Origin of the sequence: Prauserella oleivorans, from assembly GCF_042685745.1 — a bacterium.
GTDB classification, from domain to species: domain Bacteria; phylum Actinomycetota; class Actinomycetes; order Mycobacteriales; family Pseudonocardiaceae; genus Prauserella_A; species Prauserella_A oleivorans.
In genome coordinates this window covers 12,613-38,330 of the sequence record NZ_JBHUNT010000002.1, presented here as the reverse complement: position 1 = coordinate 38,330, position 25,718 = coordinate 12,613, and the positions used below count along the sequence as shown (strand labels likewise).

Here is a 25,718-nt window from a genome sequence, read left to right as displayed (position 1 = left end):
CGGAACACGGTGGCCGCGATTCAAGCCCTCCGACGACGCTGCCGTGGCTTACCACGCGCCCGCCTGGCCGGTCGGCCGGGACGAGAAGTGGACGTTCCGCGCGCACTCGGCGGCGACCTCGCCGGTCACCGCTTCCGCTCTGGCGGGGTGGCTGAACACGACTGGTTCGACTTTCGCGCCGGTGGGCGGGGCGGGCGTGGAGGAAGTTGACATGAAGCTCCTTGAAGGGAAGGGAAGATTTCCGGCCGCATGTCCACGCCGGTCAGCGTGCGGGCCAGGTGTTGCTTGCTCGGTGCAGCGCCGAGGCGGCGTCCTGATAGGCGTTACCGCTGTCGTACTGCTGGACGATGACGTCGGCGATGCCGGCGAGCGCGCGCGTCCCTCGCTCCGCGGCGTCGACCATGGCCACGACCACGTTGGCGGGTAGCTGCGCCGACGCGGACGCGCTCGATCCGCTCGCGTGTGCGGCCTGCCAAGCGGTGTCCACCTGCTCGAGCGCATCGATCAGGTCGCGCCAGACGCCCAGTTGGTGAGTGCTCTTCTCGGGCTCGGCGCCCGCGGCGGACCGGTTGGCGCCTGCCCCGCGAGCCTGGCTAGGGCGTGTCCTGTAAATGATCTAGCTGCGGATGGGGTTTGATCTTGTCCGTGGTTGGTCGGGGTGAGTTGACGGATCGGGCCTGGGCGCGGATTGAGCCGCTGCTGCCGGCGGTGTCGGGGCCGGGGCGGCGGTGGCGGGATCACCGGCAGGTGATCAATGCGATTCTGTGGAAGCTTCGGACCGGCGCGCCCTGGCGTGATCTGCCCGAACGGTATGGGCCGTGGAAGACCGCCCATGAGCGGCTGCGGTTGTGGACCAAGGACGGTACCTGGCAGCGGATTCTGGACGAGGTGATCGTCAAAGACGACGCTGTCGGGGACGTGGAGTGGGTGATCAGTGTCGATTCCTCGGTGGTCCGGGCTCACCAGCATGCTGCGGGAGCCCGGAAAAAGGGGGCTGCACGCCCGCCATCGAGGCGATCGCGGTCGACGGCGAAGGACTCGGACGTTCCCGCGGCGGATTGAGCACCAAGATCCACCTCGTGGTCGAGGGACGCGGGCTGCCCATGCGGGTTGTGCTCACCCCGGGGCAGGCTGGTGACAATCCACAATTGGTGCCGCTGCTGGACGGGATCCGTGTCGCTCGCACCGGGCCTGGCCGCCCACGCCGCCGTCCCGAGGTGGTGATCGCGGACAAGGCCTATTCGCACCCCTCGACCCGCCACGCCCTGCGACAACGCCGGATCCGGTTCGTCAGCCCCGAACGCGACGACCAAATCGCCCGCCGCGCCGCGCACGGCTCACGGGGCGGACGCCCGCCCGCCTTCGACGCCGAGTTGTACAAGCAGCGCAACGTCGTCGAACGCTGCTTCAACCGGCTCAAACAGTTCCGCGACCTAGCCACCCGCTACGCCAAACGCGCCGCCTACTACCAGGCAGAACTCACCATCGCCGCCATCATCCTCTGGCTACGATGAATTGCAGGACACGACCTAGTCACGTTGTGTCGCTTTCAGGATGGAGTCGACGCTTGCGATGGAGTAGAAGCCCGCCGCCGATCGCAACTGTGCACTGCCCGCGGTTTCGGGAGTGCCCGGCGGCACGACCAGCAGGCTCACCCGGCGGGAGTCTGTCCCCACCACAACCACCGTCTGCGGCTGCATCGTGGTGAACCCCTCGAGCCGCACGACGCGGCCGTCCACCGGGATTTTGCGCGGAGCGACACCCCAGGTGCCGAGGTGGTAGGACACGCGGCTGACGGCGCCGACCCACGGTTGTACAGCCACACAGAGTTGCGAGAACTCCGTCGCGGGATCGGTCGATTGTGGCCACCAGCCGCCGTCGACGTAACCACGTGCCGCGTCTGCCACTTTCATTTCCAGCCGCACGACCGGACGGTCGTGGACGATTGCTGCTGATGTGGGATGTGACTGGGCCGAGATCATCTCGGCGCTCCCGTCTCCGACCCATCGAGGGCCGAGATGTCGGTTCCCCCGAGACGGCATCCGCGAACTGCGGGTACTTGATCGCCTCCGGTCTCTTCAGTCTACGCGTACTACCGCCGTGTCCTCCGTGGGAAGGACCGCCCGCCGCGGTCACGGCGCACCTGGTCGCGGTCACGACGTCGAGCAACCGGGAGAAGTCCGACCAAGCCCCCGCCGAATGGCTGCCCGAGCGGGCATACCTCGCGCCATTCCAGGACGACACCGCCGGTTGGTTTCGGCACGTGCCGCAGCTCTGGGCGTATCGGCAGGTCATCGCGTCCGTACTCACCCCGCATCCCCACGCCAATCATTCGAACGCACGTTCGATGCTGGGGCAACCGGGCGCCGGTCACACCGCGTGGGCCGATTCTGTCGGCCCCGACGCGCGCGATCGCGGTTCCGTAACAAGTTCGCCGGGCTGCGGACTTGCGGTCTGGGCAAGGTGCTTCGACTTCTTCAACTTTCGCGCCACGCGGAGCGGGCGTGTTCTGCGCTTCGGCTGGGTCCACCGCTCCTTCTCGTTGATTGAGGACAAGACCAGGACAGGAAGGGATCACGCACCTTCGTCAGGCGATTGTGGGACCGAAGAGCTGTGAGCCTGGGGCTAGTAAACCCGTAGCGACGCGTGAGCACACACCGGTCCTGTGCGTGTCGTGGCACACAGTCCCCGCTGTGATGGCAACCTGTCCTAGCCTCGATTCAGATAGCTCCGGGACACAACAAACCCCATCTCAGTTCCGGGGCCGCCCCTAGCTGGCGGAACTTCTGGATCCGGGTGCTGCGCCGCGAAGGCCGTTCACCCGGTGCGCAGGCGTGCCGGGCGGGTGGTGTCGGCCGATGGCCCGGCGTGATCACCGGCCGACACCCTTGCGCGTGCGGGGAGACACCCCGGCCTCCCCGCACGCCCGGCACCGGTCTCCCCGGTCAGACCCCGGGGGCGGTCCCCGTCACCCGCCACACATCCGGGCGCGGCCGCCCCCAGGGGGCAGACCACCGTGCCGCAGCAGTAAGGAAAACAGCACACCCCTCGCCCGTAGCGTGCACCATGGGTCACACCACACCCCCTCACCCCCGCCCTGGGGAGCCCTAACGGACCCCACCTGGGCCCGGCGCGGCCGTGTGCGGGTCAGGGCTGGGCACGTTTCGTGGTCAGCTCGGCCACCACCTGCTCCACGTCACCCGTGGCGATCCGCACGTGCTGGTCCAGTCCGGTGACCTGCAACGGGCGCAGCGTTTCCCGCCGCGGCGCCACCAACCGCAGCGGAACCTGCCGGGCAGCGCAGTCCTGCGCCAACTGCACCAGCAACCCCAGACCGCTGGAGGAGAGAAACCGCAGCCCGCTCAACTCCAACACCACTCCACGCTCGGCACGCCTACACGTTTGCCGCAGATCAGGCCAGATCAACCGCACCGCCGGCAAATCCAACTCTCCGGCCAACCACGCCACCACAACCCCATCCCGACGCTCGGCCTGCACAGTGCACGGCTGCCCCATCACGACACCCCCTCACTCCGCACGCGGGCACCAACACCACTACCCTGGCAGCCACCAACCCCCACACAAGGCCCAGGCGGCACCAGATTCGGCCCCCATCGGGTGCGGCTGTCAGGGCCCCGGCCTGCGTGCTGCCCTGCATTTTGCAGGTTCGTCACGCGACTACCCGCTCACGCGAGCCCACGTATGCCCAAAATCCCCCGTACAGGGGGGGTATGTGGCCAGACACGCCACGGTTCCGACGACGTGAGCCGAGTACGTTCCCTCACCAGACAGCGAACATGGTGCGACGTGCACAGAGGGCCGGGCGGCGGCCAGCAAGGGCGCACACCGGCGGCCTGACCCGGCCCTGTGCGCGGCAGCCGCATGCCACCACGCACCGCGAGATCCTAACCACATTCAACTCAATACCCCAGCGCAGGACGTAACTGGATCACCCGACAAAGCGCCGCCGCCACACACCCCATTCCGCCCTGCCCAGAACCGCCGCAGCTCGCACCACAACATGTGCTTCGGGTCAAAGGGAACTCTGGGGTGACTACCTCACCCGGGATATGCCACACTCGCCCCCCGGCACGGAATTCCCCCCTCCGTGGCCACCTGCGCCGCCGGGAGTGCGCCGAACGCTGTGCGGTGCGCGCCCCGGCGGCCACCCCACCAACACCCGCACGACCACCACCGCAGACGTGTGCTGGGCAAACGCGGTGTCGAACCTCGAACGTGGTGCACGAGATGCAGAAGGCCACGGCGAGCGACTGCGCTGGTCCGGTACTGCGCAAGCCCCGATACGAGCGCAAGGTCTCCCGTCGCGACCACCAGCAACCCGCAGCAGAACCCGCCGACTGCCCGGCAGCGTGCTGTCCCCGGTGCCGCTCGCCGGCACCGGGGACTCCCCACCCACCCCGCACCTGGTGCACGAGGCAACCAAAATTGTTCCATGTCTATGTCACGGGTGTTCTGCCCAGCAGCCGGTCGCTGCTGGGGCGGGCAGGAAAACACGGTGTTCACCCGCGTGGTCACATCGGGCACCACCGTCGCACCCGATCCGGACAACACCGGGCGCCTACGAGGTATCGCCGTGTCGTGCTGAGCGACGCGTGCCCGAGATCCTTCTGAATCTGTCCTACGCGGCATCACACCCCCCGTGTACCGACTCGCCGTCGACACCACCAGCCGATAACGCGTCGGGCAACGGAACCCGTGCAGGAGAGGTCCATGGCCAAAAGAACCCGCTCCGGCAGCAGCCGCGCCGACAAGCTGCGCCGCCGCCATGCCCGAGCCGCCAAAAACAGCGGAACAACCACGCCAACTCGGGGTTTGAGGAACATCGGAACGGAAACTGGCGCTAAGCCCTCGTCGTCCCTGGTCGCTGATCAACGCGACGCCGGCTTCGGCAGGTTCGTGAACTCATGCCGCAGATAACGGCCTATTATCTGCGGCATCGCTGATCATGTCCTGCGGGAACATCCCCGCGGCGGCGCGTGAGGCGGCCCTGTTATCTGCGGCAAGGGAGAACGCGGGTGTCCACCGTCGTCGCGCTGCCGACGAACCCCTCGGCGCTGACCATCGGTCGGGCGGCCGAGCTGTTCCTCGACTCGCTGGGCAACCCGAACACGTTCCGTGCCTACGGGGCCGGGGTGGGCAAGACCGCCGACCGGTTGGGCGAGCGCCGGCCGCTGGCGGCGGTGGCCGATGACGAGGTCGGTGAGGCGCTGGAACTGCTGTGGGGCGGCGCGGCGGTCAACACGTGGAACGCCCGCCGCGCCGCGGTGTTGTCGTGGTTGGCTTGGTGCCGGGAACGTGGCCACGATGCTCCGAGCGTTCCGGGGTGGACCAAGCGGATGACGGTGCCGGACTCGCAAACCCCAGTCCGGTCTCGCCTGGCGATCGACCGGCTGATCGCACACCGGGAGGTGGGCCTGCGGGAGAAGACGCTGTACCGGATGCTCTACGAGAGCGCCGCGCGCGCCGAGGAGATCCTCGGCATCAACATCGAGGATCTCGACCTGGCCGGGCGCCGCTGCCCGGTCAAGGCCAAGGGTGCGGCCCGGGCCCGTCGGCGGGGCCAGGGGCGCGCGGATTTCATGTTAGAGACCGTCTACTGGGATGCCGGCACCGCCCGGTTGTTGCCGCGCCTGCTCAAGGGCCGCAGCCGGGGCCCGGTGTTTGTCACTCACCGCCACCCCGGCCCGTGCAAGGTCCTCAGCCCCCGTGATGTGTGTCCGGACAGCGGGCTGGCCCGGCTGTCCTACGGGCAGGCCCGTGCTCTGCTGGATGCCCACACCGCACTCCAGGGACCAGGAACGGGCTGGGACCTGCACGAGCTCCGCCACTCCGCGTTGACGCACCTCGGCGAGGCCGGAGCGAGCCTGTTGCTGCTGATGGCGAAGTCCCGGCATAGGAAGCCGGAGAACCTGCGCCGGTACTTCAAACCCTCCGACCAGGCGCTCGCCGAGATCACCAGCCTGTTGGCGCCCGGCGACAGCCGACGGTAGGGGCCGCCGGGCCGCCCCTACCGTCGGGGTTTCGCTGCGGGTTACGCCGAGGCCCCCACTGTCGCGGGCCGCTCCGCCACAGGCTTGCCGCCGGGCAGTGTGGGCAGCGGCTTGGCGCGGCCGGCGCGCACCCCGTTGGCGATGACCACGACCTCGGCCACCTCGTGCACCAGCACCACCGCGGCCAGGCCGAGGACGCCGAACAGCGCCAGCGGCATCAAAGCGATGATCAACCCGAGGGAGAGTCCGACGTTTTGCAGCATGATCCGTCGGGCGCGGCGGGCGTGGTCGAGGGTGTGGGGCAGGTGCCGCAGGTCTTCGCCCATGAGGGCGACGTCGGCGGTTTCGATCGCGACGTCGGTGCCCATGGCGCCCATGGCGATGCCCAGGTCGGCGGTGGCCAGGGCGGGGGCGTCGTTGACACCGTCACCGACCATCGCCATCGATCGCCGGTCGCCCAGTTCGCTGATGATGCGGGCCTTGTCCTCCGGGCGGAGTTCGGCGTGCACGGTGTCGATACCGGCTTCGGCGGCCAGGGCGGTGGCGGTGGCGTGGTTGTCGCCGGTGAGCATGGCGACGTGGTAGCCGCCGGAGCACAGCCGGGTGATGACCTCGGCGGCTTCGGGGCGCAGTTCGTCGCGCACGGCGATCGCGCCGATCACGCGGCCGTCGTCCTCGACGAGCACGGCGGTGGACCCGGCCTGCTGCATGCGCTGCACCTCGGCGGCCAGCGGCCCGGCTTCCAGCCAGCCGGGGCGGCCCAGCCTCACCGGGCGGCCGTCGAGCTGGCCGGTCAGCCCGGCGCCGGTGACCGCCTCCACGTCGGCCGCGGGGGTGATCGTCTCGCCGTCGACGGCGGCGAGGATCGCGCGGGCCAGGGGGTGTTCGCTGCGGGCCTCCAACGCCGCGGCCAGCTCGAGCACCCGCTCGCGCGGGGTCCCGTCGGTGGTGGCGACGTCGACCACGGCGGGCTGGTTGCGGGTCAGGGTGCCGGTCTTGTCCAGCGCCACCCCCCGCACGCGGCCGAGGGCCTCCAGCGCGGCGCCGCCCTTGACCAGCACACCGTGCTTGCTCGCGGCACCGATGGCGGCGACGACGGTGACGGGGATGGAGATCGCCAGCGCGCAGGGTGAGGCGGCCACGAGCACGACCAGGGCGCGTTCGATCCAGGTGGTCGGGTCGCCGAGGAGGCTGCCGATTCCGGCGATGAGCGCGGCGGCGATCATGACGCCGGGCACCAGGGGTTTGGCGATGCGGTCGGCCAGGCGCTGGCTGGCGCCCTTGCGGGACTGCTCGGCCTCCACGATCCGCACGATCCGCGCTAGTGAGTTGTCCTCGGAGGTCGTGGTGACCTCGACCTCCAGCACCCCGGTGCCGTTGATCGACCCGGCGAACACCTCACTGCCGGGGCCCGCTTCGACCGGCACGGACTCGCCGGTGATCGCGGAGACGTCCAGCGCGGTGCGGCCGGTGCGGATCACGCCGTCGGTGGCGATGCGCTCCCCGGGCTTGACCAGCATCCGGTCCCCGACCCGCAACTCGGACGGGGCCACCACGGTCTCGCTGCCGTTGCGCAGCACCGTGGTTTCCTCGGGGACCAGGGACAGCAGCGCCCGCAGCCCGCGGCGGGTGCGGGCCAGGGAGTATTCCTCCAGGCCCTCGCTGATGGAGTAGAGGAAGGCCAGCATCGCGGCCTCGCCGACCTCACCCAGGATCACCGCGCCGACCGCGGCGATGGTCATCAGGGTGCCGACCCCGATCTTGCCCTGGGCCAGTCGCTTCAGCGTGGAGGGCACGAAGGTGTAGGCCCCGGCGACCAAGGCCAGCGCCTTCAGGGCCAGCGCCAGTGTGGAGCCCGCCCCGGCCCACTCCACCGCGTATCCGGCCAGCAGCAGCACCCCGGCGATCGCGGCGAAGCGCAGTTCGCTGACCTGCCAGAGCCGTTCCGGCTCGCGCTCTTCTTCCTCGCCGGTGCGGGGCTCGTCGCTGCCGCAGCCGCAGGCGTCGCTCACCGCACGACCTCCCCGTTCTCGGTATCACCGGTGGTGTCGGTGCCGTAGGTCGGGCACAGCGCCACCGCGTTGCCGGTCGCGGCCAGCAGCGTCTCAGCCGAGGCCAGCAGGTCCATCAGCTCCGGGCGGGCCAGGCTGTAGAACACCTGCCGCCCCTGCGGGCACCCCACGACCAGCCCGCAGTCCCGCAGGCACGCCACGTGCGCCGACACCGTCGACTGCGCCAGCCCCAGCTCGGCGATCAGATCGGCGACCCGGGCCTCCCCGCCGGCCAGGCGCTGCACGATCGCCAACCGCGTGGCGTCCGACAGGCTGTGAAACAACGCCACAGCCGGATCCAGGTTCGCGCCCGGCGGGCTCGACGCCAGGCACCCCTCCATGCTATTCATCGTCATAACCCGATAATAGCAATATGGGACGATGCAATCGAGGTGTTGTGATGTTGATGAACCGGGTCGAGACCGCGCTGGTCAACTCCCCGCCCCGGCGGTGGTTGCAGCGCTACTACGAGGTGCCGTGGATGCGCCGGCTCGGCGGGCCGCTGCCACCCGGGGCGCGGGTGCTGGAGCTGGGCTGCGGGCCGGGCTACGGCACCCAGCTGATCCTGGACCGTTTCGGCGCCGGCCACGTCGACGCGATCGACCTGGACCCCGCGATGATCACCCGGGCCCGGCGGCGCCTGACCCGCCGCTACGGCCAGCGGGTCCGCCTCGCCCAGGGCAGCGCCACCGACCTGCACACCACGCTGGGCGAGCCCCTCTCCCGCTACGACGCGGTGTTCGACTTCGCGATCATCCACCACATCCCCCATTGGCCCGACGCCCTGGCCGAGATCGCCCGCGTCCTCACCCCGGGCGGGCGGTTCTACTTCGACGAAGTCACCGCCCTGGCCCTGGCCACCCCTACCTACCGGCTGCTGTTCGACCACCCGGCCGAGAACCGCTTCACCGCCGAGGAATTCCTCTCCGAGCTGGCACGCCACCATCTCGTCGTCGACCAGCAGTACCTGACCCGCCGCCGCGGCCGGTACGTGCTCGGGGTGGCCACCTACCGGCCCTAAGCCACCCCGAGCGGGGTGTCACCGTTCGTTGTCCTCGTCGGGCTCGGACGGATCACGCAGCGGCCGCAGGCCCTGGGCCAGATCGGCGGGGAGCAGGAACGAATACCGGCCGAGCATGTTGATGTGGTGGCGTACGAACGGCGAGAGCCGGGCCGCGTCTTCGTCGTGGACTTCGTAGCCGCCGGCACGGAGTTCGGTGATGGCGGCATCCAGGTAGCGGGTGGTGAACAGCACGATCGCGTTGAGGACGAGGCCCAGGGCGCCGAGTTGGTCTTCCATGCCTTCGTAGTAGCGCTGGCGTAGTTCGCCGCGCTGGCCGTGGAAGATCCGCCGGGCCAAGGCGTGGCGGCCTTCCTGGAGGTTGGCCTGGGCTTTGATGTCGCGGCGGTAGCCGGTGTCGTCGACCATCCGCAGCACGTGCAGCGTCTTGTGGATCCGGCCGTAGTGCGCGATCGCCTCACCCAACGGGGTGGGGTGGCCGTCGCGGGACAGCATCCGGATCACGTCGTGAGCGCGGACGGCACCGGTGTGGATCGAGGCGACCAAGCGCAGGATGTCCTCCCAGTGCCGCCGGATCCGGTCGAGATCAATGCGGCCGCGAGCCGCTGTGGTGAAGGGCCCGTAGTCGGCGCGGGTGTCGATGCGCCACAGCTTCTGATCGGGCAGGTCGGCCAACTGCGGGGCGTAGGTGTACCCGGCGAGAGTGAGCAGCCCGAAGACGATGTCGGAGTAGGAGGCGGTGTCAGTGACGATCATCTGCGGTTTCTGCCCGCCGTCGCGGTCATACAGCACGTCCAGCACGTGCAGGGAGTCGCGTGGGGTGCCCGCCACGACCTTCCCGGCGAGCCCGGCGGCCTGATCGTTGACCATGTTCAGCCAGGTCGCGCCCCGTTTCTGGCCCCAGTAGTGCGGGTTGTGGCGGGCATTGATGGTCTGCACCGGCACGACGAACCGCATCCCGTCGACACTGGCCACGTGCCCGCCGCCCCACACCTGAGCAAGGCCGATGCGGGCCTGGTGCTCGATCAGGAAGGTGTTGGCGGCTTTGAGGGTGTCCATCCGCAGGTAGGTCGCGTCCACGTGCGCCAGACGATCCCGCGTCAACGCCGGCACGCTGTGCTTGATCACTGGAGTCCAGCCGATGTTGCAGGACTCGGACACCAGTAGCGCGGCGATGGTGATGTGCAGGTCGGCCAGGCGGGCTTCGCCGCCGGTGATCGAGGTGAACGCCTGGTCGGCGCCGGTCCAGGAGAAGACCTCCAGCAACACCTCCGGAAGGTCGACGCGGGGCAGCATCCGGTTGGTCAGCGCCCGCAGGTTGGCCAGGCTCGGCGGCTCCGCCTCCGCTGGCAGCGCTGAGAGGTGCAGGCGGCCGTCCTCGTCGAAGCGCACCGCGGTGTTCTCCGGCAGTCCCGCTGTGACTTCGCGGAAGGTGGCGTCCAACAGCTCGGCGCACTCGTCGAGGTGCTCGTTCGGGTCGGGTGGCAGTCCGAGACTGGACAGCACCACCGGCTTCGCGGTGGTCCACGCACTGCCGGCGAGGAGCTTGGCGCGCGGGTCGCCCCACTTACTGGAGTTGACCGCGAAGATGTCCCGACGCCGCAAACAGCGGTGGAACTGCTCCAGCACACAGAAGGTGTAAGCCCGCCAATCGATCGTCCCTGGCTCCAGCTCCGGGGCGTGCAGCACCAACCTGCGCCACGAGCCGATCAGCAGCTGCTCGTCGATCTCGGAGCGGGCGACCTTGTTGCGGCCGCCGCCCCACAACCGAGGCAGATCCCGCAACGCCGCCAGCACCTGACGCCCTTCGGGCGCGGCGCCGAAGCGGATCACCTCACACAACAACGGCAGGAACGGCCGCACCGTGACGAACCGCTTCACCAACTCCGCCCGCCACGCCTCATCCGCATCCGAGTCCAGCGGCCCCGCGAGCTCCACCACCGCGACCAGAGCCTCGGCCAGCTCGGCGCGGGGCACCACGGCCTCGATCTCGGCCCACACCTGCGCCAAACTGACCGGCTCGATGGTGTCGCCGTCGTCGGCGGCCTGCTCGGCCAGGCCATCGTGCGCGCCGGTCACCTCCAGCAACACCCCCAGCGCGGCCGCAAGCTTCGCCGACGCCTTGCCCAGCTTGGGCAGGGTGCGCAGCTTCTCCTTGGCCGATTCCCGCTCCGCCCGCGCCAGCAGCTTCGAGGCGATCAGCACATCCAGCAGATCCAGGGCGTCATCGACTGCCCGAGTTTGCAGGTAGACCACCGTGGCCAACAGCGTCGCCGCCCGCCGGGAATCACCGTGACGACGCAGCAAACTGGCCTTGCCCTGCACCCCATACCGCGACAACTCCGCCAACCGGCGCGGCGGCACCACCTCAGTGTCCACCTCGACGAACCCCAACCCGAGGATCTCCGACGCGCGCTGAAGGGCATCGACCATCGCCGGACCCGACACCCGCACCGGCGGCCGCCGCAGCGTGTCCAACCGCGAATTCCGGTGCCCCTCCGGCACCTCCAACAACCCATCCAGCGCGGCGCGCTGCTCGTCGTCAAGCAGATCACACAGCGTCTCCCACAACCGCCGGTTCGCCGCCTCTCGCCGGGCGGCGACCAGCCGGACCAGCCGGGTCACGCCTGGCAGCAGCACCTTGCGCTCTCGCAGCCATGAGACCGCGACGTCGAACAGCGCCTTCGGCCCGTCTCCGGTGGTCCAGGCGCGGGCCTCGATCCACTCGCCGAGCTCGTTCTCCACCACCGAAAACTCGTGCCAGCCACCGGCCTGGCGCAGCTCCCAGACGTGCTCGAAGCGGGTCTTCTCCCGCTCGCCGTAGGACTTCACGCACGACGAGTCCACGATTCCGAGCTGCTCGGCGAGATAGTCGACCAGCTCGACCGGCACGTCCAGCGGGTCATCGAGGAACGCCCCGACGTTGCGCACCGTCACGAGCTGGAGCGCGAACCCGAGCTTGTTGTAATCGCGCCGCTTGGCCTCCACCAGGCCCCGGTCGACGTCGTCGAGGAAAAAGAACCGCTCCAACTCTGCCCGCGACAACACCTCGGGCAACCGGCCGTAGGCCGCAGCCTGCTCATCGGACAGGAACTCAACTGGCAACTCACTGGCCTTTCAGATCTACATCCACCCACTGCGGCGGAACCGCAGCGAAGCTTCAGCAAAACGATCAAGGCCGTCAACGAGCGGATCGGGGCATTGGAGGCTTAGCGCCAGTTTCCGTTCCGATGTTCCTCACGCCCCAACTCAGCGGCGTTCCCGCCGGATTCGACCCCGCCGGCTGGCACCTCCTGGGTCCGGACGACGACTTCGACGACATCCCCGACGAGGCCTTCGCCCCACCCGCCGAGGAACTCCTGGACACCAGCAACTGCCCCGTGGCCGCGACCTGCGCCGGATGCAGCTCCACCACCAGGCTGCACGCCGTCACCGCCGCCTTCAGCGCACCCCACGGCCACGACATCGGCTGTGTCGCCCTCTGCCCCACCTGCGACGGCCGATCCTTCCTACACCACCTCGACGAGGCCAGCCTCACGCAAGCCTTGCCCGGCACGCCCAGCACAGCGCCCAGCCGCGGTAACGCCTGGCCTCGATGGACCCGGACGGGTGCCAGCCGATCGTTCAGGCGGGCCGAGCGGAAACGACGGCTGCCATCAGAGAACGTGACCCTTGCCCAGTACGGGCGCGGGCCACGTCGAGAGACAGGAGCGTTATGTTTCGTCGCGGCCTTCCGGCTGGCTGAGTGCGATCGGTTCGCCCGTGGACAAGTTGAAACGCTGCTCCGCGCCATCCAACCCACGGAACGTAAGGACGCTACCGGCGTACTCGGTCGCAACTTCTGAATGTTCGAGGCCGAGCTCGAAGCTGTGCGGGTCTGGGAACGGGAGCACCATGGTCGCGTTGATCGCGCTGATCACCTCCAACACCTCCCTCGCTGTGGTGCCTGGCGTGTCATGTGGATTTCAGGTCAGCAGGCCAGTGATGAGTTTGCGGGCGGCGGGTTTGGTCAGCCGCTTCACCGCCTGCATCGTGCGCTCCTGCGGGCCGCGTGGTTTGACGGTGGTGCCTTTGATGGCGGCGGCGAACTCGGCGTTGAAACGGTCCTTGCTCGCCTTGGTGATCAACGTGGTGAGGTATCGGAGCTGTTTGTCGGTGATCGGTTCGTTCTTCGTTGTCGTGGTGCGCGCCTGCGGCTGTCTGTTCGGGCGAGGGGCGGCGGTTTTGCGTGCAGCTTCGGCCTTCTCACTGCGGTCGATCGTCCTGACCGGTTCGAACCAGGCCTGCGTGCCCTTCTCACCGGTCACGGCCTCCCACAGCGCATTCGCGGTCAGCCGGGACTCGTCGACGTCCTCGGTCAGGCCCGGGCCGGTCAGCGCGACGAACCCGCTTCCCCGGCGTACCACGGTGAACCCGGCTGGCTCGGCGTGCTGGGTGATCCAGTTGTTCCCGCACCGGCACCGCGCGTGATATCGGCTCCACTTCGACAGGAGGGCCTCGTACACCAGGCGGTCACCGTAGTACCGCGAATCTCGCGTAAACCCGGACATCTGGCGATCCTGGCACCACTCGCGGCTGCGGGCGAGTCAAGACTCGTCACTGACGGTGAGGCGGTCGGGGTTGAAGCCGTTGGCAGCGAAGAACTCGTCGCAGACACCTTTCAGCGCCTCGTATTCGTCGTCCCGGCGGTTTACCAGGGCGACAAGCTCTTGCGCCGCGGACATGGAAAGCCGGTGTTCCTCGGCCTTGTCCCGCGCGCCCTCGATAGCCTGGATGGCGTTCCTGGCGTACTCGTCGTAGGTGCCGATCGCGGCCGTGACCTCGGGTGATGACGGCTTGTCCACGCGGATCGTGTTCACTGCCGCGTCCCACGCCGACTCGGCACGACCGAACAGGATTAGCTGCGGTTCGACCCCGAACGGACTCTGGGGACGGTCCTGGTGCTCAAGGACGGCCGTCGCATCGTCGCGGAGCTCGTCCCGTAGCTCGGCGGCGGCGAGCAGGGCCTTGTACACCGCCTCGACGTGCCGGGCGGATTCCTCTTTCTGGCAGCGCTGCTGGCCAGCATCGAGCTCTTCTTGGGCAAGGCGAAGTTGCTCCTCGGCGATCTCGTTCTGGCGACGTGCTTCGGCAACCTGTTGCCTGGCCGCGGCCGCCGCCTGCTCCGCCGCCGTGGTCTGCTTGCGACTCTCCGCCAGGTCAGCCTCGGCGACGTCGGCGCTCCGCTTCGCCGACCTCGCCTGCCACACCGCAACGGCCATCATGCCAAGGGAGATCACCGCCGCCACGATCGCCACGATCGCCATCCACTAGCCGCTGCCCTCCGTATGCGATTACGTGCCGGCGCGGCTGCGCAGTCCGGCCTGGGTCGACTCGCTGACCAGCTCTATCCGGTGCTGGTCAGCGAGTCAGTAGTGGAGTGACTTCGTCGACGAAGTTCGGCACTGTCTTGCGGAACTGCTCGAGAAACTCCGGCATGGACGTGGGTGGACGCGTGCGGTCCTCGACCAGCTCGCGAAGACATTGCAGTGTTTCGGCTTCGTAGAGATCGAGCTGGTCGAGGAGGAACTCGTCGGGGCTCACCACGGTGATGTCGTAGGGATCGCAAGCTTTCGCGGGGAAATCCTTCACATTGGCGGTCACGATGATCTCGGCGTTGGCGCGCACGGCTGCGGCCAAGACGTGCCGGTCCTTGGGGTCGTTGGTCATCGCGTCGATCAGCGGCTCGAAGTCGGTGACCATGGCGTCCGGGAACTCGCTGCGCAGAAATCCCATGCGCCGGCGTGCCTGGTCGGCCGTGAGACCGACCTTGGGCAGGTTGCGTTCGGCTTCGTCCAGCACCTGCTCGGACCACAGTGGCCGGTAGGTCTCCGCCTCGGCCAACCGCAGCGTGAGATCGGTCAGGCGGATGGGAACGAGGACGTTGGCGTCCAGCAGAGCCGGAAAGAACACCGCAGCAGTGTGTCAGCCGCTGGTCACCGAGTGGATACGAAACCGGTGTCGGTTTCGTACAGGCCGGCCTCGTCGGCTTCCTGCGTCATCGTCCGCAGCGCCGCACGACGGCTTCGACGGGCACGGCGACGGTAGCTCTCGACGTCGGCCAAGCGCACCTTGCGGTGCCGGCGCCTGCCGGACTGCTCGAACGGGATCTCGCCCTGCTCGAGGAGCTTGACCAGCGTCGGCCGGGAAATCCCCAGGAAGTCGGCCGCCTCCTGCGTCGACAGCTGCGCCGTGTGCGGAGCGATGCTGATCCCCTGGCCCGAACTCAAAGCCTGCACGACCTCCCGAAGGACGCCGAACAACTCGTCCGGGAGCTCGATCTCCTCACCCTCGGGGCTGACGAGACGCGCACGCTTGGACGGCTTCTGCGGCGCCGCGGCGAGGAGCTTGCTCAGCTCCTTGTACTGCCGGGAGGTGTCAGGGGTCGGCGGCAGCAGAGTGTGCGACTCCTGCTCGACAGCGGCAGTCATGGTGACCAGCTCTCCTCTCTTCTGCCGTCGCTGGGCGAGTTTCCAGTAGCGTCCAGTGGCTACCTACCCGGAAGGGTAATCGAAAACTTCGAAAATAGCGAGGTGTCATGCACCGCAACCCCCGCGCATCACCGCAGGTGACCAGGTCACACCCCGCACCAGCCCTCGTTCGGTCTCCGGCACATGCTGCTCACGTCGACGTGCGTGGCTTGGTCACCGTGACCGGAGGAATGTCGAGCGCTGCCCAGATCGTGGTGGAGATGGCGTTCTGCTCCTGTCCACAGCGGCATCGCCAGCGACGCGTGGTGGCCGGGTGATAATCCGCTGTATCACCCGGCCAAACTGTCGGAGACCGCCGCTACGGTCTGCGGCATGACATCGTCTGGTCCCCGCCCCTTTCAGCGCCTCGACGACCGCCTCGCCGGCAAGCCTCTCGACGAGGTGCTCCTCGATGGCGTGCCCGACCATCTCGAGCACCCGTTACGTGACTGGATTGCTGAGGCGTTTGAAGATCCATACGTCGGAACCAACCAGGTGTTGGCTGAAGCCGTCATGCTGTCGCTGGGCTGGCCCGGCTCCCCGCACCGGTGGCCCGCGGCCGTCATCCACGCGCGACCGAAAGCCGATCTGCTTGTCGCGATCGATGCCATGCTGCAGCTCAACGAGGAACATGGCGGCACCATCACGGGCCAAGAGTTGTCTGAGCTGGAACGCAAGCTGCGGCAAGGACGATCGGCGTATCGGGTTGCCGACGATGGCCAGGGACTGACCTACCGCGTCGACCCCACGGTGGAAGGCACGTTCCGCGCGACGGTGGCGGCCGCCGAGCCGACCGCGGGTGCTCTGTTGCGGAAGGCTTGGCATCACGCGTATTGCCCGAACCCGGATCCGACGGCGGCGTACAGAGAGGCTGTGCGTGCGGTTGAGGAGGCGTTCGTGCCGGTGATCTCCCCGAAGAACACACGCGCCTCGTTGGGCACGGTCGTGCGCGACCTGCGCAGTCAGAAGGACAAGTGGGTTGTGGCCTTGGTAGATGCTGCGGTCGCGCTGGCAAGCATTGAGCCGTTCGTCGATCTGCTTGACCAGTTGTGGCAGGGCCAGCGTTCTCGGCACGGTGGAGGCGCGGCGTCCAGAGATCAGCGGCAAGAGGAAGCTGAGGCCGCGGTACACCTGGCGGTGCTTGCGGTGCAGTGGCTGACGACCGGGGTGTTGCGGAGGAAGCCGTGATCGGATCCGCCGAGTTGGTGTTCCCCGGCCGTCCTGGTTCAGACGAACTTGCTGGGGCGGGCCTGCCTGCAGTGGCCAGCGAGCTGCTCGAGCGGGCACGCGCCGAGCGGCCGGAGCTGGCCACGGTGCCGCCGCGTGAGCAGGTGCTTCTGGCGGCGTGGTTGTCGTCGCTGCGGTCGGCGCGGACGCGGCGTGCCTATGCCGGGGATTTGCTGGCGTGGCTGGACTGGTTGACCGAGCGGGAGCTGGATGTGCTGGTTGCGGCGCGGGTGCATGTGGATTTGTGGGTGCGGCAGCAGGAGAGCGAGGGTGCGGCGGCGTCGACGATCTGCCGGCGGCTGTCGGCGCTGTCGAGCTTCTATCGCTACGCCGCCGCGCACGACCTGGTGCAGTCCATGCCCACCGCTGGGGTGGCGCGGCCGGCGGTGGATCGGGACCACACCGCCACGGTCGGCTTGGACCGTGAGCAGGCCCGCGCCTTGCTCGCGGCCGCGGATGCCGACACGGGGCCGCAGCGGCTGCGCACCGCGGCCGCGATCCGGATCCTGTTGCACAATGCGGTGCGCATCGACGAGCTCGTCGCCGCCGGCGTCGCTGACCTCGGCCAGGACCGTGGGCACCGGGTGCTCACGATCGTGCGCAAGGGCAACCGCAAGACCAAGATCCCGCTGGCGCCGGCCACTTGGGACGCGCTGGAGGCCTACCTCACCGCCCGCGCCCAGGCAGCTGGTCGGGACAGCTGGCGGACGCTGCCCGGGCCACTGCTGGCCACCGCCACCGGAGGGCGGCTGCGGCAGTCGCATCTGTGGGAGCTGGTGCGACGCCTGGCCAAGAACGCCGGCATCGAGGTGTGGGACCAGCTGTCCCCGCACAGCCTTCGGCACACCGCCATCACCCTGGCGCTCGATGCCGGCGCCTCGATCCGGGACGTGCAGGACTTCGCCGGCCACCGCGACCCGCGCACCACCCGCCGCTACGACCACTCCCGCGGCTCGCTGGACCGCTCCCCGGCCTACACCCTGGCCGCTTACCTCACCTAAGCACGCCGAGCGCGCGCAGAATCAGTGCCGGTACAGGACCCCTATAGTTCATCCAGAGCGGCCAGGAGAAAGATCAAGTGGTAGGTGACCGGCGCCCGGGCACGGAAGCGGGGCGCGGACTGCTGGATCAGCGGCCGAGGACTCGCCTCACGACGTCGTATACGTCGTCACGGGTGCTCACCGTGACCACGAGGATGTACAGGGCTCCGTCGTCAATCTGGTAACAGATGCGGTAGTTCCCGACGCGGATACGCCACACGTCTCGGACGTCTGCACCGGAGAGCGTTATACACCCGTGCGGCCGAGGGTCCTCGGCCAGACGTTCGATGGCATCTTCAATAGCTTCCGCATCACGCGGCTGGCCTTTCGCCAGCTTGTCGAGGAACTTGTCTGCGCTGCGGCTGGTCTCGATCTCGTAGGGCACTCAGTCCTCACGGCGGCGGGTGCGGCGCCGGAACGGCACGCGCTCCTCGGTGCCGGTCTTAAGTCGGGCCAGCACCTCGCTCGCCTCGTGCTCGTCCACCAGCTCCTCGATACGTTCGAGGAGCTCGGCAGCTTCGGCAGGGACCACGGCGGCCGCGCGGCGGCCGTGCTTCGTCAGGTAGACGATTTCGTGGCCGTACTCCGCGCGCCCGGTGACCCCGCCGAAGTCGGCACGAGCCTCGCTCACGGGCATCTCGACGGAAGTCATGTACAAAACGTACACCACAAGGCCATCGAAGTGCATCACGTCTGCATCACATTGGTAGGCCGCCGTGGGAGTTAGACATGGCCGGGACGCCCTGGGGAACAGCGCGCCCGGCCCCCTGATGGTGTCAGAGCCGCAGTGTCACGGTTGGGTGATCATCACGAGGTAGCTGTAGCCCGAAGGGAAGGCACCTTGCTGGCGGTCAACGTGACGAAGCTCCTGCGCGAGACGCCCGACGGTCCGGATGCCGCTCTGCGAGTCTGTTCGGAGACCACGTGGCCGATATCCCACTCCGCGCTGGAGCGCAGTGGCGACGAACTGATGGCCGTGGACGGCGATCGCATCGCTGGGGTGTTCACTATCCGCGACGCGGTCCGCGACGAGCGCACCAACGAGGTGCGTCTCGTGCTGGAGCCGGCCCCGCATTGGGAGTGGGTTATCGGGCAACAAGCCCCGGTCAACATGCGCCCCAAGACCGTCCGCGTCGTCGCCGCCGTGTTCGTCGATCAGCTCCGCGAACGACAACCATCCTTGGCCGATGCGAAGCAGGGGTGGCGGCTCCAGGTAGCCCCAGACGGCCGCAGTGCCACGGTCTACGGACCAAGCGCACGCCTGGTCGTCACCGGACTCGGCGCCGGCAGAGCCGAGCTGACCCTGAATGAGGAGTCGTCCTAGTTACTCTGTCGGTACGTGGCGCTACTGTGCGTTTTCATGATGAGTCGCAGACTGAAGCGTCTGTCCGCCGGCGCGGCACTCGGGTGTGCAGCATGGGTATTGGCTGGCTGCGCAAACATGACGTGGGACCAGAAGCTGGAAGCGCTGCGAGCCGCCGCCGACCGAGGTGCAGACGCGCACTACGTGTTGCTCACCAAAGAGCAGAAGCCAACCAAGGACACCTGCTCCCAGAACTATGAGGTGTTCATGGGTAGCGGCAATACCCCGCCCGATGAGTTCGGGCATGGAGCTAGCTCGCAGGAATGGCGCGACCTGCACTTGTCCTACTTCGTGGACAGCTGCGTGACAGGCAAACCACGCCAACCCCACACCCGTCCTCCGGACAAGCCCACGCCGACGACGAACACCAGCAACCTCGGGTGACGGCCACCGACCTGGCGAACGGGAAGGCCTGGCCGGCACCGCACAGGTGGGTGGCGGTCAGGCCGGCTTGCCCGAGTTGGACAGGAGCTGGGTCAGCGCACCCCAATCGACACGGCCTTCTTCGATGTACTTGGCGAACGAGGTGGCCCAGTCGTCGGGATCCTGATAGGCCATGGAGACTTCAGGGAGTTCCGCGAGCATGGCCCGGATCTGGTCGGCGTTGTTGTGGGCGTGTTCACCCCATATGTCCGACCGGATCGCATCGAGAACGGGCGCGAGGCCTCGCAATAGCGCCGCGATGCTGGCCAATGCGCCCGAGGACACCGTCACGTACGGATCGTTGTCGCTCATGTTCCCGAGCGTAGCGAGTGCCCCCTACACATCGGCCGGATTGGATTGGGCTCAGGGACGAAAAAAGCCCCCGGCACCCGTGATGGGTGCCGGGGGCTTTCGCATTACCACGCGGGGGTGTTTTTACTCGGGCGTGCCACGTGGCCCCTGGGGACTGGGCGCTCCTTCGGCGGGACGATTGCATCCCTGGTTCCCGGATCGGGCGCGGCGTCGGCGTGCTGGGCTACGAGTGTCGGCACGTCCAGGGCCGGCACGGTGAATTCGTGCCGCTTCGCGTGGGCGTCGATCAGGATGCCGTCACGGAGGCCGAGGTCGTGGGCTTCGTAGACGTCGACGCCGAGTGGGGCCATCTGGCCGAGGAGGCGCAGTGCGATGACGTTGTTCGCCAGCTCGGACCGCAGTGCGTATGAGCCGCCGAACTCGCTGAGCAGGCCGCCGTAGCGGGAGACCGCCAGGAACGCGACGCCCACCGCCGTGCCGAATCGGGTAACCCACTCCCAGTCCCCGATCTTGTCGGCCGCGTGCGTGCGGTCCTGCACTCCCAAGGGGCCGAACACGTCGGACACCGCGTCGATGACGACCAGCACCAAGGGCATGTCCGGTGACGGCTCCCACGCGGCTCCGCCCAGCCGTTCCCGGCGGTCCTTCACCGTGTTGTTCAGCCGGAACACGTTCTGGTGCGCGAACGGGCCTGTGGGGTAAGCCCATGTCGCGCTCGCGGCGAGTCCGGAGCGCTCGTACTCGGGTGCCAGATGCATTGTCACGGTCGGCACCGCGGCGCGGGCCGCTGTGACGATGCTGGCCGCGAGTGTGGTGGTGCCGCTGCCAGGGCCGCCGACGATGAGTCCGTTGTAGGTCGTTCCGTTGCCCCACAGGGGATACCGGATCGGTGTGCCGTCGCAGGTGCCGATGGTGATCGTCCCGTCGGTGTTCTCGCGTGCCATGCTGCTCCTCTCTGCTGTGGGCCACGGGGTCGTGGCCCGGCTGGTGGGTGTGCTGGGTCGCTCAGGTGCCGGCCTTACGCGACGGTGCCGAGGTAGGCCACGAGGTCGACCAGCATCGGGGCGGCGCCGGGTGCGGCCAGCGCGCAGGCCACGATCACGGCCGGGAACACGAGCACGTTCTCCACGGCCTTGCCGGTGCGGAACCGCAGGAACCGCGGCGGGCGCAGCTCGTACCAGGTCTCGCCGGCGATCGGCAGCGGGAACAGCAACGGGCAGCCGGATTCGGTGAGCGCGTCGCCGAGGCAATGGGTGATGCAGCCCACCGTGACGGCGATGCCGAGCTGGAGGCCGAGCGTGTCGAGCGCCGCCAGCGGGTCCGAGGTGGTCAGTGACCACCACAGCGCCGCCCCGGTCGCGACCGGGAGCACCCAATCGCCAAGGGCGTTCTCGGCCAGCAGCAGGCCGAGCGCCACGACCACCAGGGCGATCCACGGCGATGCGGCGGAGCCCCACGCGGCGAGTCCACCGAGGACCAGGGCGAACAGCACGGTGTGGGACAGGTGCCTGTGTGTTCCGGTGCAGTCCTCGTCTCGTGGCCCCTTGGTGCGCGTGTAGAGCGCGGCGGAGGCGGCGCGCAGGATGTGGGAGGCGGCTTTGCTGGCGGGCCCGAGCAGCCGGGAGGCGCGGGCTCCGGGGTGGTCGAGGTCGGGCAGGAGCGCGTAGCCGGCGGTGGTGGCGGCGAACACGGCGATCTGGGCGGGGTCGTCGACACCGAGAAGTGGTGCGGTGAGGAGTCCGGCGAGGACGCCGGTGGCGGCGTGCGTGCGGCCCATCATTGGGTGGTTCCCCCTCCTTGGACATGAGAAAGGCCCGGGGACACGCGTGATGTGCGTGTCCCCGGGCCTTGCCGGGTCGGGTTTTGGGCTAGCGGCGGCGGCGTTCCTCGACCTGCACCAGCCGCGCCAGCAGGCCGGCGTTGGCCGCCTGGACCATCAGTGCCATGGCCTCGTACTCGGCGGCGCTTTCGTCCGGTGAGCGACGCCAGGCCGCGTCAGCCTGCTCGTAGATCTTCCAGCAGCGCCGCTCGACGGCGGACGTGTCTGGTCCTGCCACGTAGTGCTCCTCTCATGTGACCTTCCACAGGCCGTGCTCGCGGACAACCTTGCCCTTGTCCACGAGGGCTTTGAGGTGTTTCTCGGCGCCTTGCCGGGAGATACCGAGCTCGTCGGCGACGGCCTGGGCGGTTCGCGCACCGGCGAGGGTGGTGAGCGCGGCCAGCACCCGTCGCTGTGCCTCGGTGATGTCGCCACGCCTGCCGGTGACCTCAGCCTCAGCCTCGGCCTGGCCCGCGGTCAGGTCCTCGGCCTCGGTTTCGGTGGTCGAGGACGAGGCGCCCGGGAAGTGCACGACCGTCGCCACCGTGCTGGTCTGGCTGGTGTCCGCGTGCAGGTCGTCGGCGGCCGACTGACCCATGTCCAGACCAGCCTGGGCGAGCGGGTCCAGCTCCGCGGGATCGTACTGACGCATCCAGTCCTCCGGCCAGCGCTCACCGTCCTCCGGCTTCGGGGGCCGCTTCGCGGTGTAGGCCAAGCGAGGGGTGCGCCACAGCGCGGCCGGACGCTCCGAATACGGAGCGAACCCGTAGCCGTGTTTCGGCACCGTGGTCAGGTCCGGGCACGACGCCGGAAGCATGCCGGTGCGGGTCCGCTCGGTGAGCCGCATGCACGCCAGCGACCCGCCGGCCTGAAACGCATCCCGCAGCCGCGACGATCCACCGAACGTTTTGGCCAGGTCGAAGTCCTGTGAGGCGCCCACGTAGCCGACACCGAGCTTGCGGATCTCCGAGCCGTACTTGCCGAACAGGTGGCCGTGGTCCTCCCAGAACCGGTGCCCCTCCTCGAACATCACGATGATCGGAGGCCGGTGCGGGTCGTAGGAGTAGCGGTTGCGCAGCGCCTTGTTCTCCCGCAGCTCACGGTTGCGGACGGCGCAGACACCGATGAGCCGACGTGCGAGCCGGTCGATGTCCTCCGGGGCGGAGGTGTAGAACTCGTCGGCGCACTCGGCCAGCGTCTGCGACGACGCGCCGTTCTGCCCGTCGGCGTAGATGAGGTACGCGCCGAGGAACCGCAGCGCGATCCCGATCACCTCCAGCTGGACCGTCTTGCCGGACCCGCTGGAGCCGAGGATGTAGTGGCAGAGCACCCCGCCCTCGTCGACGACCCGGTAGGCGACGTGGCCACGACCGTCGAGATAGTAGCCGTACACGATGTCCACGCAGGAGCCCGGGGTGATCTCCCAGCGGGAGGAGACGGGCTCGCCGTCGCACAGCACCACGGGGCCGGTGTAGGTGAAGTCCGGAACACCAACCAGATGCCGCATGTAGACCACACACGGGTCGCTGGTGGACGGCTCGAACGACAACGCGTCCGGCAGCACACCGATCCGCATGGCGATCTTCTCGAGGTGCTGGCCGACCTGGGAGGCGGTGACGTCGCCCTCCTCATCCAGCTCGATCGCGTAGGAGTCCACCGAGTCGGTGGACTCGAGGTAGCGCAGCGTCGAGCCGCGCACCGGAGGCTTCTTGCCGGCGGCGACCTTCTCGGCCCAGGCGGCCAGGATGCCCTGGATGCGCTTGGGCTGCGCGGCGAGGGCGTCGTCGCCGGTTTCCGGGATCACCGGCTCTGGGGTGCTGGTGTCGTCGGCACCGGGGATCGGGTGGTCGACGTGCCGCCACCACGACAGCGACAGCCAGAACGTGGCGAATACCAGCAGCAGCCACGGCCCGGACAGCCACTCGCTCCACGGCGTGAACGGCATGATCGCGACGAACACGACGCCGACACCGAGCCCGGCCTGCACCTTCGCGCGGAACGCGGCCGGGACGCGGGCGCGGAGCGCGGGGAACCGGGCGCCGGCGCCCTTGGACCACGCGAACCACGCGCCCACGGCCGCCAGCGCAGTGACAAGGGCGGAGACACCGAGCGGCTGGCCGGTGCCCTGGCTGCACACGAGGTTGGCGAGGAACCCGAGCAGCGCGAACGGCGCCGCGATCACCAACGGGGCGAGCTGGCGGCGATTGCGGTGCACGGCCGACCGTATGTCGGCGGTGACGGTGGTGACCGCGGCCTTGGTGTGCTCGGCCATCCAGCCGCGCACCGCTTCGCCGCGCACTTCCCGCTCGGCCTGCTTGCGGGCCTCGCGCCACAGCACACGCTCGGAACGCCGCTCGCCGGGAGCTTTCCGCATTTCCCGCTGGAGGGCGGTGTCGTAAAGCTTCTGGGTGCGGGCGTTGACCTGGGCGGCGCGGGCCGCGCGTGGGTCAGTGGCGTGGGAGGCGACCTCGGCGAGCTCGTCGCCGACGTCGGGGGTGCGAGTGGACACGCCGGGCTCCTCTCCTTGGTGTGTGGGTCGGGGGGCTGAGCTGCCCATGGACGCCGCACACCGCGCGTGCGTGTGGTGTGCGGCGTCGAGTGCGGCTCAGACCGGGGTTAGGCGTTGGCGTAGAAGGCGGTGTCCTTGGCCAGGTTGCCGTTGTGGGCCTGGGCCTGCTCGGCCAGACCCTGCTGCGCCTCCAGCGCGGTCTTGGCCTCGTCGAGGGCGCTGGACGCCATCGCCAGCGCCTCCTGGAACTGCGCGTTGACCTCAGCGGCTTCCTGCGCCTTCGCGGCCAGCATCGACAGCGCCTCGTGGACCTTGCCCATCTGCGCGGCGGAAACATCCATGCCTTGTCCGGCGAAGGTGGACTGCGCAAGCTCGATCCGGCTGCCCTGCTCGGTGATCTCGCTGGCGGTGGCCTGGGCCTGCGCCTGCGCGGCCTCGAAGGTGCCGCCGATCTGCTGACAATAGCCGCGGGATTCCACGGCGAAGGTGATCGCGTCGGTGAGCGAGGTGATCTCGCCGGAGTGCGCGGGTGCGCTCATGGTCTGTACCTCCTGGATAGCGGTGCCGGTGTCGGTGGTGTCGTCGCAGTTGGTGGGGTGGTTCTCGGTGTCCGTCGGCGTCTGCTCACCGTCGCCGGCGGCGGTGGTGTCCTCCTCCCTGGGTCGGAACGGCAGCACCGTCGCCTGTTCGGCGTCGGCTTTGGCTTGCTGCTGGGCGGCCAACTCGTGTTGTTCGATCAGGCCGCGCCGCCCGGTGAAGGCGTCCAGGCCGGCCAACGTGGTGTCCTGACCGGCTTGCTGGGCGGCCAGCGCCGCCTTGGTGATCCGGTCGCGCAGCGTGGGTGGTGCACCGATCGTGGCCGCCAGCACGCCGTAGCCGCGCCGGTGCAGCTCCTCCCGCACCGCCTCGCGCCGCAGGTCGTCCTGCGCGGTGTCGTACGCCTGGCATAGCTCGTCGACCGAGTCCAGCTGGTCCAAACCGGCGTACGGATCAGGGCGGGCGGCGTGGTCGGCGCGGGCGGCCTGCACCGCGGCCGTCAACCGGCCTCGCAGCCCCCTGGCGGCGGCGAAACCGCCTGCAGCAGCGCCGACCTGCTCCCAGCGGCGGGCTCGCCGCTCCCGCTTGCGGTACTCCTTGGCGACCAGCTGGTCACGGTTGTCGCGCAGCCAACGCATCGCGCCCTCGTGGCGGGCGTCGACCTTCTCGCGCTGCTCGGCCATCGCGTTGCGCCAGCGGCGACGCCACGGGCCGGAGTCGGCCTGCCGCTGCTGGCCCTTGGCCTCGCGGCGTCGCTGCCGCTCCTCGAACCGCTGCTTCGACGGCGGTTCCTTACCTTTCGCGACGGCCACGGTGTCGGTGACGGCCGCGCCGATCGTCTTGGCCCCCACCACCGTGAGCAGCAGGGCGAAAAACAGTGCCGATGCCGGGTCCAT

The 25,718-nt window shown here is 68.9% G+C and carries 27 protein-coding genes; 7 read left to right on the top strand and 20 right to left on the bottom strand.

Features of this window, described 5'->3' with window-relative positions; genetic code table 11:
- Positions 1-48: 48 nt before the first annotated feature.
- A complete protein-coding gene (locus tag ACFSZT_RS28350; protein WP_377385404.1) occupies positions 49-213 on the bottom strand; it encodes a hypothetical protein in 165 nt (54 codons plus the stop codon).
- A 49-nt stretch (positions 214-262) separates the two neighbouring features.
- Positions 263-487 carry a hypothetical protein gene (locus tag ACFSZT_RS28345; protein WP_377385407.1) on the bottom strand — a complete coding sequence of 75 codons (225 nt, stop codon included), beginning with the start codon at positions 485-487 and terminating at the stop codon, positions 263-265.
- Positions 488-645: 158 nt separating this feature from the next.
- Here ACFSZT_RS28345 and ACFSZT_RS28340 point away from each other — a divergent pair.
- Positions 646-1,514, top strand: a protein-coding gene (locus tag ACFSZT_RS28340; RefSeq protein ID WP_377478175.1) for an IS5 family transposase whose coding sequence is annotated in 2 segments (ribosomal slippage) — positions 646-1,011 and positions 1,014-1,514 — 867 coding nt in all. Because the reading frame shifts where the segments join, the coding sequence is not laid out codon by codon here.
- A gap of 15 nt (positions 1,515-1,529) precedes the next feature.
- Here the strand turns inward: ACFSZT_RS28340 and ACFSZT_RS28335 are convergent.
- Positions 1,530-1,982, bottom strand: a complete 453-nt coding sequence (locus ACFSZT_RS28335) for a DUF5994 family protein (protein WP_377385282.1) — start codon at positions 1,980-1,982, stop codon at positions 1,530-1,532.
- A gap of 1,165 nt (positions 1,983-3,147) precedes the next feature.
- A complete protein-coding gene (locus ACFSZT_RS28330; protein ID WP_377385410.1) occupies positions 3,148-3,516 on the bottom strand; it encodes an STAS domain-containing protein in 369 nt (122 codons plus the stop codon).
- A gap of 1,520 nt (positions 3,517-5,036) precedes the next feature.
- Between ACFSZT_RS28330 and ACFSZT_RS28325 the strand changes: the two genes are divergently transcribed.
- Positions 5,037-6,011 (top strand): tyrosine-type recombinase/integrase, encoded by a 975-nt coding sequence (locus ACFSZT_RS28325; protein ID WP_015786296.1) that lies wholly within the window; start codon positions 5,037-5,039, stop codon positions 6,009-6,011.
- A 41-nt stretch (positions 6,012-6,052) separates the two neighbouring features.
- Here ACFSZT_RS28325 and ACFSZT_RS28320 read toward each other — a convergent pair whose 3' ends face one another.
- A complete protein-coding gene (locus ACFSZT_RS28320; protein WP_015786295.1) occupies positions 6,053-8,023 on the bottom strand; it encodes a heavy metal translocating P-type ATPase in 1,971 nt (656 codons plus the stop codon).
- A complete protein-coding gene (locus tag ACFSZT_RS28315; protein WP_377385284.1) occupies positions 8,020-8,418 on the bottom strand; it encodes an ArsR/SmtB family transcription factor in 399 nt (132 codons plus the stop codon). Before ACFSZT_RS28315 ends, ACFSZT_RS28320 begins: the two co-directional genes overlap by 4 nt.
- A gap of 44 nt (positions 8,419-8,462) precedes the next feature.
- Here ACFSZT_RS28315 and ACFSZT_RS28310 point away from each other — a divergent pair, with 44 nt between their 5' ends.
- Positions 8,463-9,083, top strand: a complete 621-nt coding sequence (locus tag ACFSZT_RS28310; protein WP_233520016.1) for a class I SAM-dependent methyltransferase — start codon at positions 8,463-8,465, stop codon at positions 9,081-9,083.
- 18 nt (positions 9,084-9,101) lie between these two features.
- Here ACFSZT_RS28310 and ACFSZT_RS28305 read toward each other — a convergent pair whose 3' ends face one another.
- The 6 genes from ACFSZT_RS28305 to ACFSZT_RS28280 all read right to left on the bottom strand — a co-directional run bounded on the left by ACFSZT_RS28305 (position 9,102) and on the right by ACFSZT_RS28280 (position 15,553).
- A complete protein-coding gene (locus ACFSZT_RS28305; RefSeq protein WP_377385287.1) occupies positions 9,102-12,188 on the bottom strand; it encodes a Tn3 family transposase in 3,087 nt (1,028 codons plus the stop codon).
- A 608-nt stretch (positions 12,189-12,796) separates the two neighbouring features.
- Positions 12,797-13,003 (bottom strand): hypothetical protein, encoded by a 207-nt coding sequence (locus ACFSZT_RS28300; RefSeq protein WP_377385289.1) that lies wholly within the window; start codon positions 13,001-13,003, stop codon positions 12,797-12,799.
- A gap of 45 nt (positions 13,004-13,048) precedes the next feature.
- Positions 13,049-13,633: a hypothetical protein gene (locus tag ACFSZT_RS28295; protein ID WP_377478466.1), complete on the bottom strand. Its 585-nt coding sequence runs from the start codon at positions 13,631-13,633 to the stop codon at positions 13,049-13,051.
- 36 nt (positions 13,634-13,669) lie between these two features.
- Positions 13,670-14,389 carry a hypothetical protein gene (locus tag ACFSZT_RS28290; RefSeq protein ID WP_377385292.1) on the bottom strand — a complete coding sequence of 240 codons (720 nt, stop codon included), beginning with the start codon at positions 14,387-14,389 and terminating at the stop codon, positions 13,670-13,672.
- A 94-nt stretch (positions 14,390-14,483) separates the two neighbouring features.
- On the bottom strand, positions 14,484-15,035 hold the full coding sequence (locus tag ACFSZT_RS28285) for a PIN domain-containing protein (RefSeq protein WP_377385294.1): 552 nt from the start codon (positions 15,033-15,035) through the stop codon (positions 14,484-14,486).
- Between the two features lie 23 nt (positions 15,036-15,058).
- Complete coding sequence (locus ACFSZT_RS28280) at positions 15,059-15,553, bottom strand: excisionase family DNA-binding protein (RefSeq protein ID WP_377385296.1); 495 nt, start codon at positions 15,551-15,553, stop codon at positions 15,059-15,061.
- A gap of 372 nt (positions 15,554-15,925) precedes the next feature.
- On the opposite strand from ACFSZT_RS28280, the gene ACFSZT_RS28275 reads away from it, so the two are divergent.
- Both ACFSZT_RS28275 and ACFSZT_RS28270 read left to right on the top strand, forming a co-directional pair.
- Entirely contained in the window at positions 15,926-16,780 is an 855-nt protein-coding gene (locus tag ACFSZT_RS28275; RefSeq protein ID WP_377385298.1) for a hypothetical protein, read from the top strand.
- Positions 16,777-17,820: a tyrosine-type recombinase/integrase gene (locus tag ACFSZT_RS28270; RefSeq protein ID WP_377385299.1), complete on the top strand. Its 1,044-nt coding sequence runs from the start codon at positions 16,777-16,779 to the stop codon at positions 17,818-17,820. The genes ACFSZT_RS28275 and ACFSZT_RS28270 overlap by 4 nt, the downstream gene beginning before the upstream one ends.
- Positions 17,821-17,947: 127 nt before the next feature.
- Here ACFSZT_RS28270 and ACFSZT_RS28265 read toward each other — a convergent pair whose 3' ends face one another.
- A complete protein-coding gene (locus tag ACFSZT_RS28265) occupies positions 17,948-18,244 on the bottom strand; it encodes a type II toxin-antitoxin system RelE family toxin (protein WP_377385301.1) in 297 nt (98 codons plus the stop codon).
- On the bottom strand, positions 18,245-18,511 hold the full coding sequence (locus ACFSZT_RS28260; RefSeq protein WP_377385304.1) for a type II toxin-antitoxin system prevent-host-death family antitoxin: 267 nt from the start codon (positions 18,509-18,511) through the stop codon (positions 18,245-18,247).
- Between the two features lie 189 nt (positions 18,512-18,700).
- On the opposite strand from ACFSZT_RS28260, the gene ACFSZT_RS28255 reads away from it, so the two are divergent.
- Entirely contained in the window at positions 18,701-19,183 is a 483-nt protein-coding gene (locus tag ACFSZT_RS28255; protein WP_377385307.1) for a hypothetical protein, read from the top strand.
- 15 nt (positions 19,184-19,198) lie between these two features.
- Entirely contained in the window at positions 19,199-19,606 is a 408-nt protein-coding gene (locus ACFSZT_RS28250) for a hypothetical protein (protein ID WP_377385310.1), read from the top strand.
- Between the two features lie 57 nt (positions 19,607-19,663).
- Here the strand turns inward: ACFSZT_RS28250 and ACFSZT_RS28245 are convergent, their stop codons facing one another.
- From ACFSZT_RS28245 to ACFSZT_RS28220, 6 genes are all read right to left on the bottom strand, one after another.
- Complete coding sequence (locus ACFSZT_RS28245; protein WP_377385312.1) at positions 19,664-19,957, bottom strand: hypothetical protein; 294 nt, start codon at positions 19,955-19,957, stop codon at positions 19,664-19,666.
- Positions 19,958-20,061: 104 nt separating this feature from the next.
- A complete protein-coding gene (locus ACFSZT_RS28240; RefSeq protein ID WP_377385315.1) occupies positions 20,062-20,901 on the bottom strand; it encodes a hypothetical protein in 840 nt (279 codons plus the stop codon).
- Between the two features lie 74 nt (positions 20,902-20,975).
- Complete coding sequence (locus ACFSZT_RS28235) at positions 20,976-21,737, bottom strand: metal-dependent hydrolase (protein WP_377385317.1); 762 nt, start codon at positions 21,735-21,737, stop codon at positions 20,976-20,978.
- An 88-nt stretch (positions 21,738-21,825) separates the two neighbouring features.
- Positions 21,826-22,014, bottom strand: a complete 189-nt coding sequence (locus ACFSZT_RS28230) for a hypothetical protein (protein ID WP_377385320.1) — start codon at positions 22,012-22,014, stop codon at positions 21,826-21,828.
- A 12-nt stretch (positions 22,015-22,026) separates the two neighbouring features.
- A complete protein-coding gene (locus ACFSZT_RS28225; RefSeq protein ID WP_377385323.1) occupies positions 22,027-24,285 on the bottom strand; it encodes a helix-turn-helix domain-containing protein in 2,259 nt (752 codons plus the stop codon).
- 107 nt (positions 24,286-24,392) lie between these two features.
- Positions 24,393-25,718, bottom strand: coding sequence for a hypothetical protein (locus ACFSZT_RS28220; RefSeq protein ID WP_377385326.1), 1,326 nt, complete (start codon positions 25,716-25,718; stop codon positions 24,393-24,395).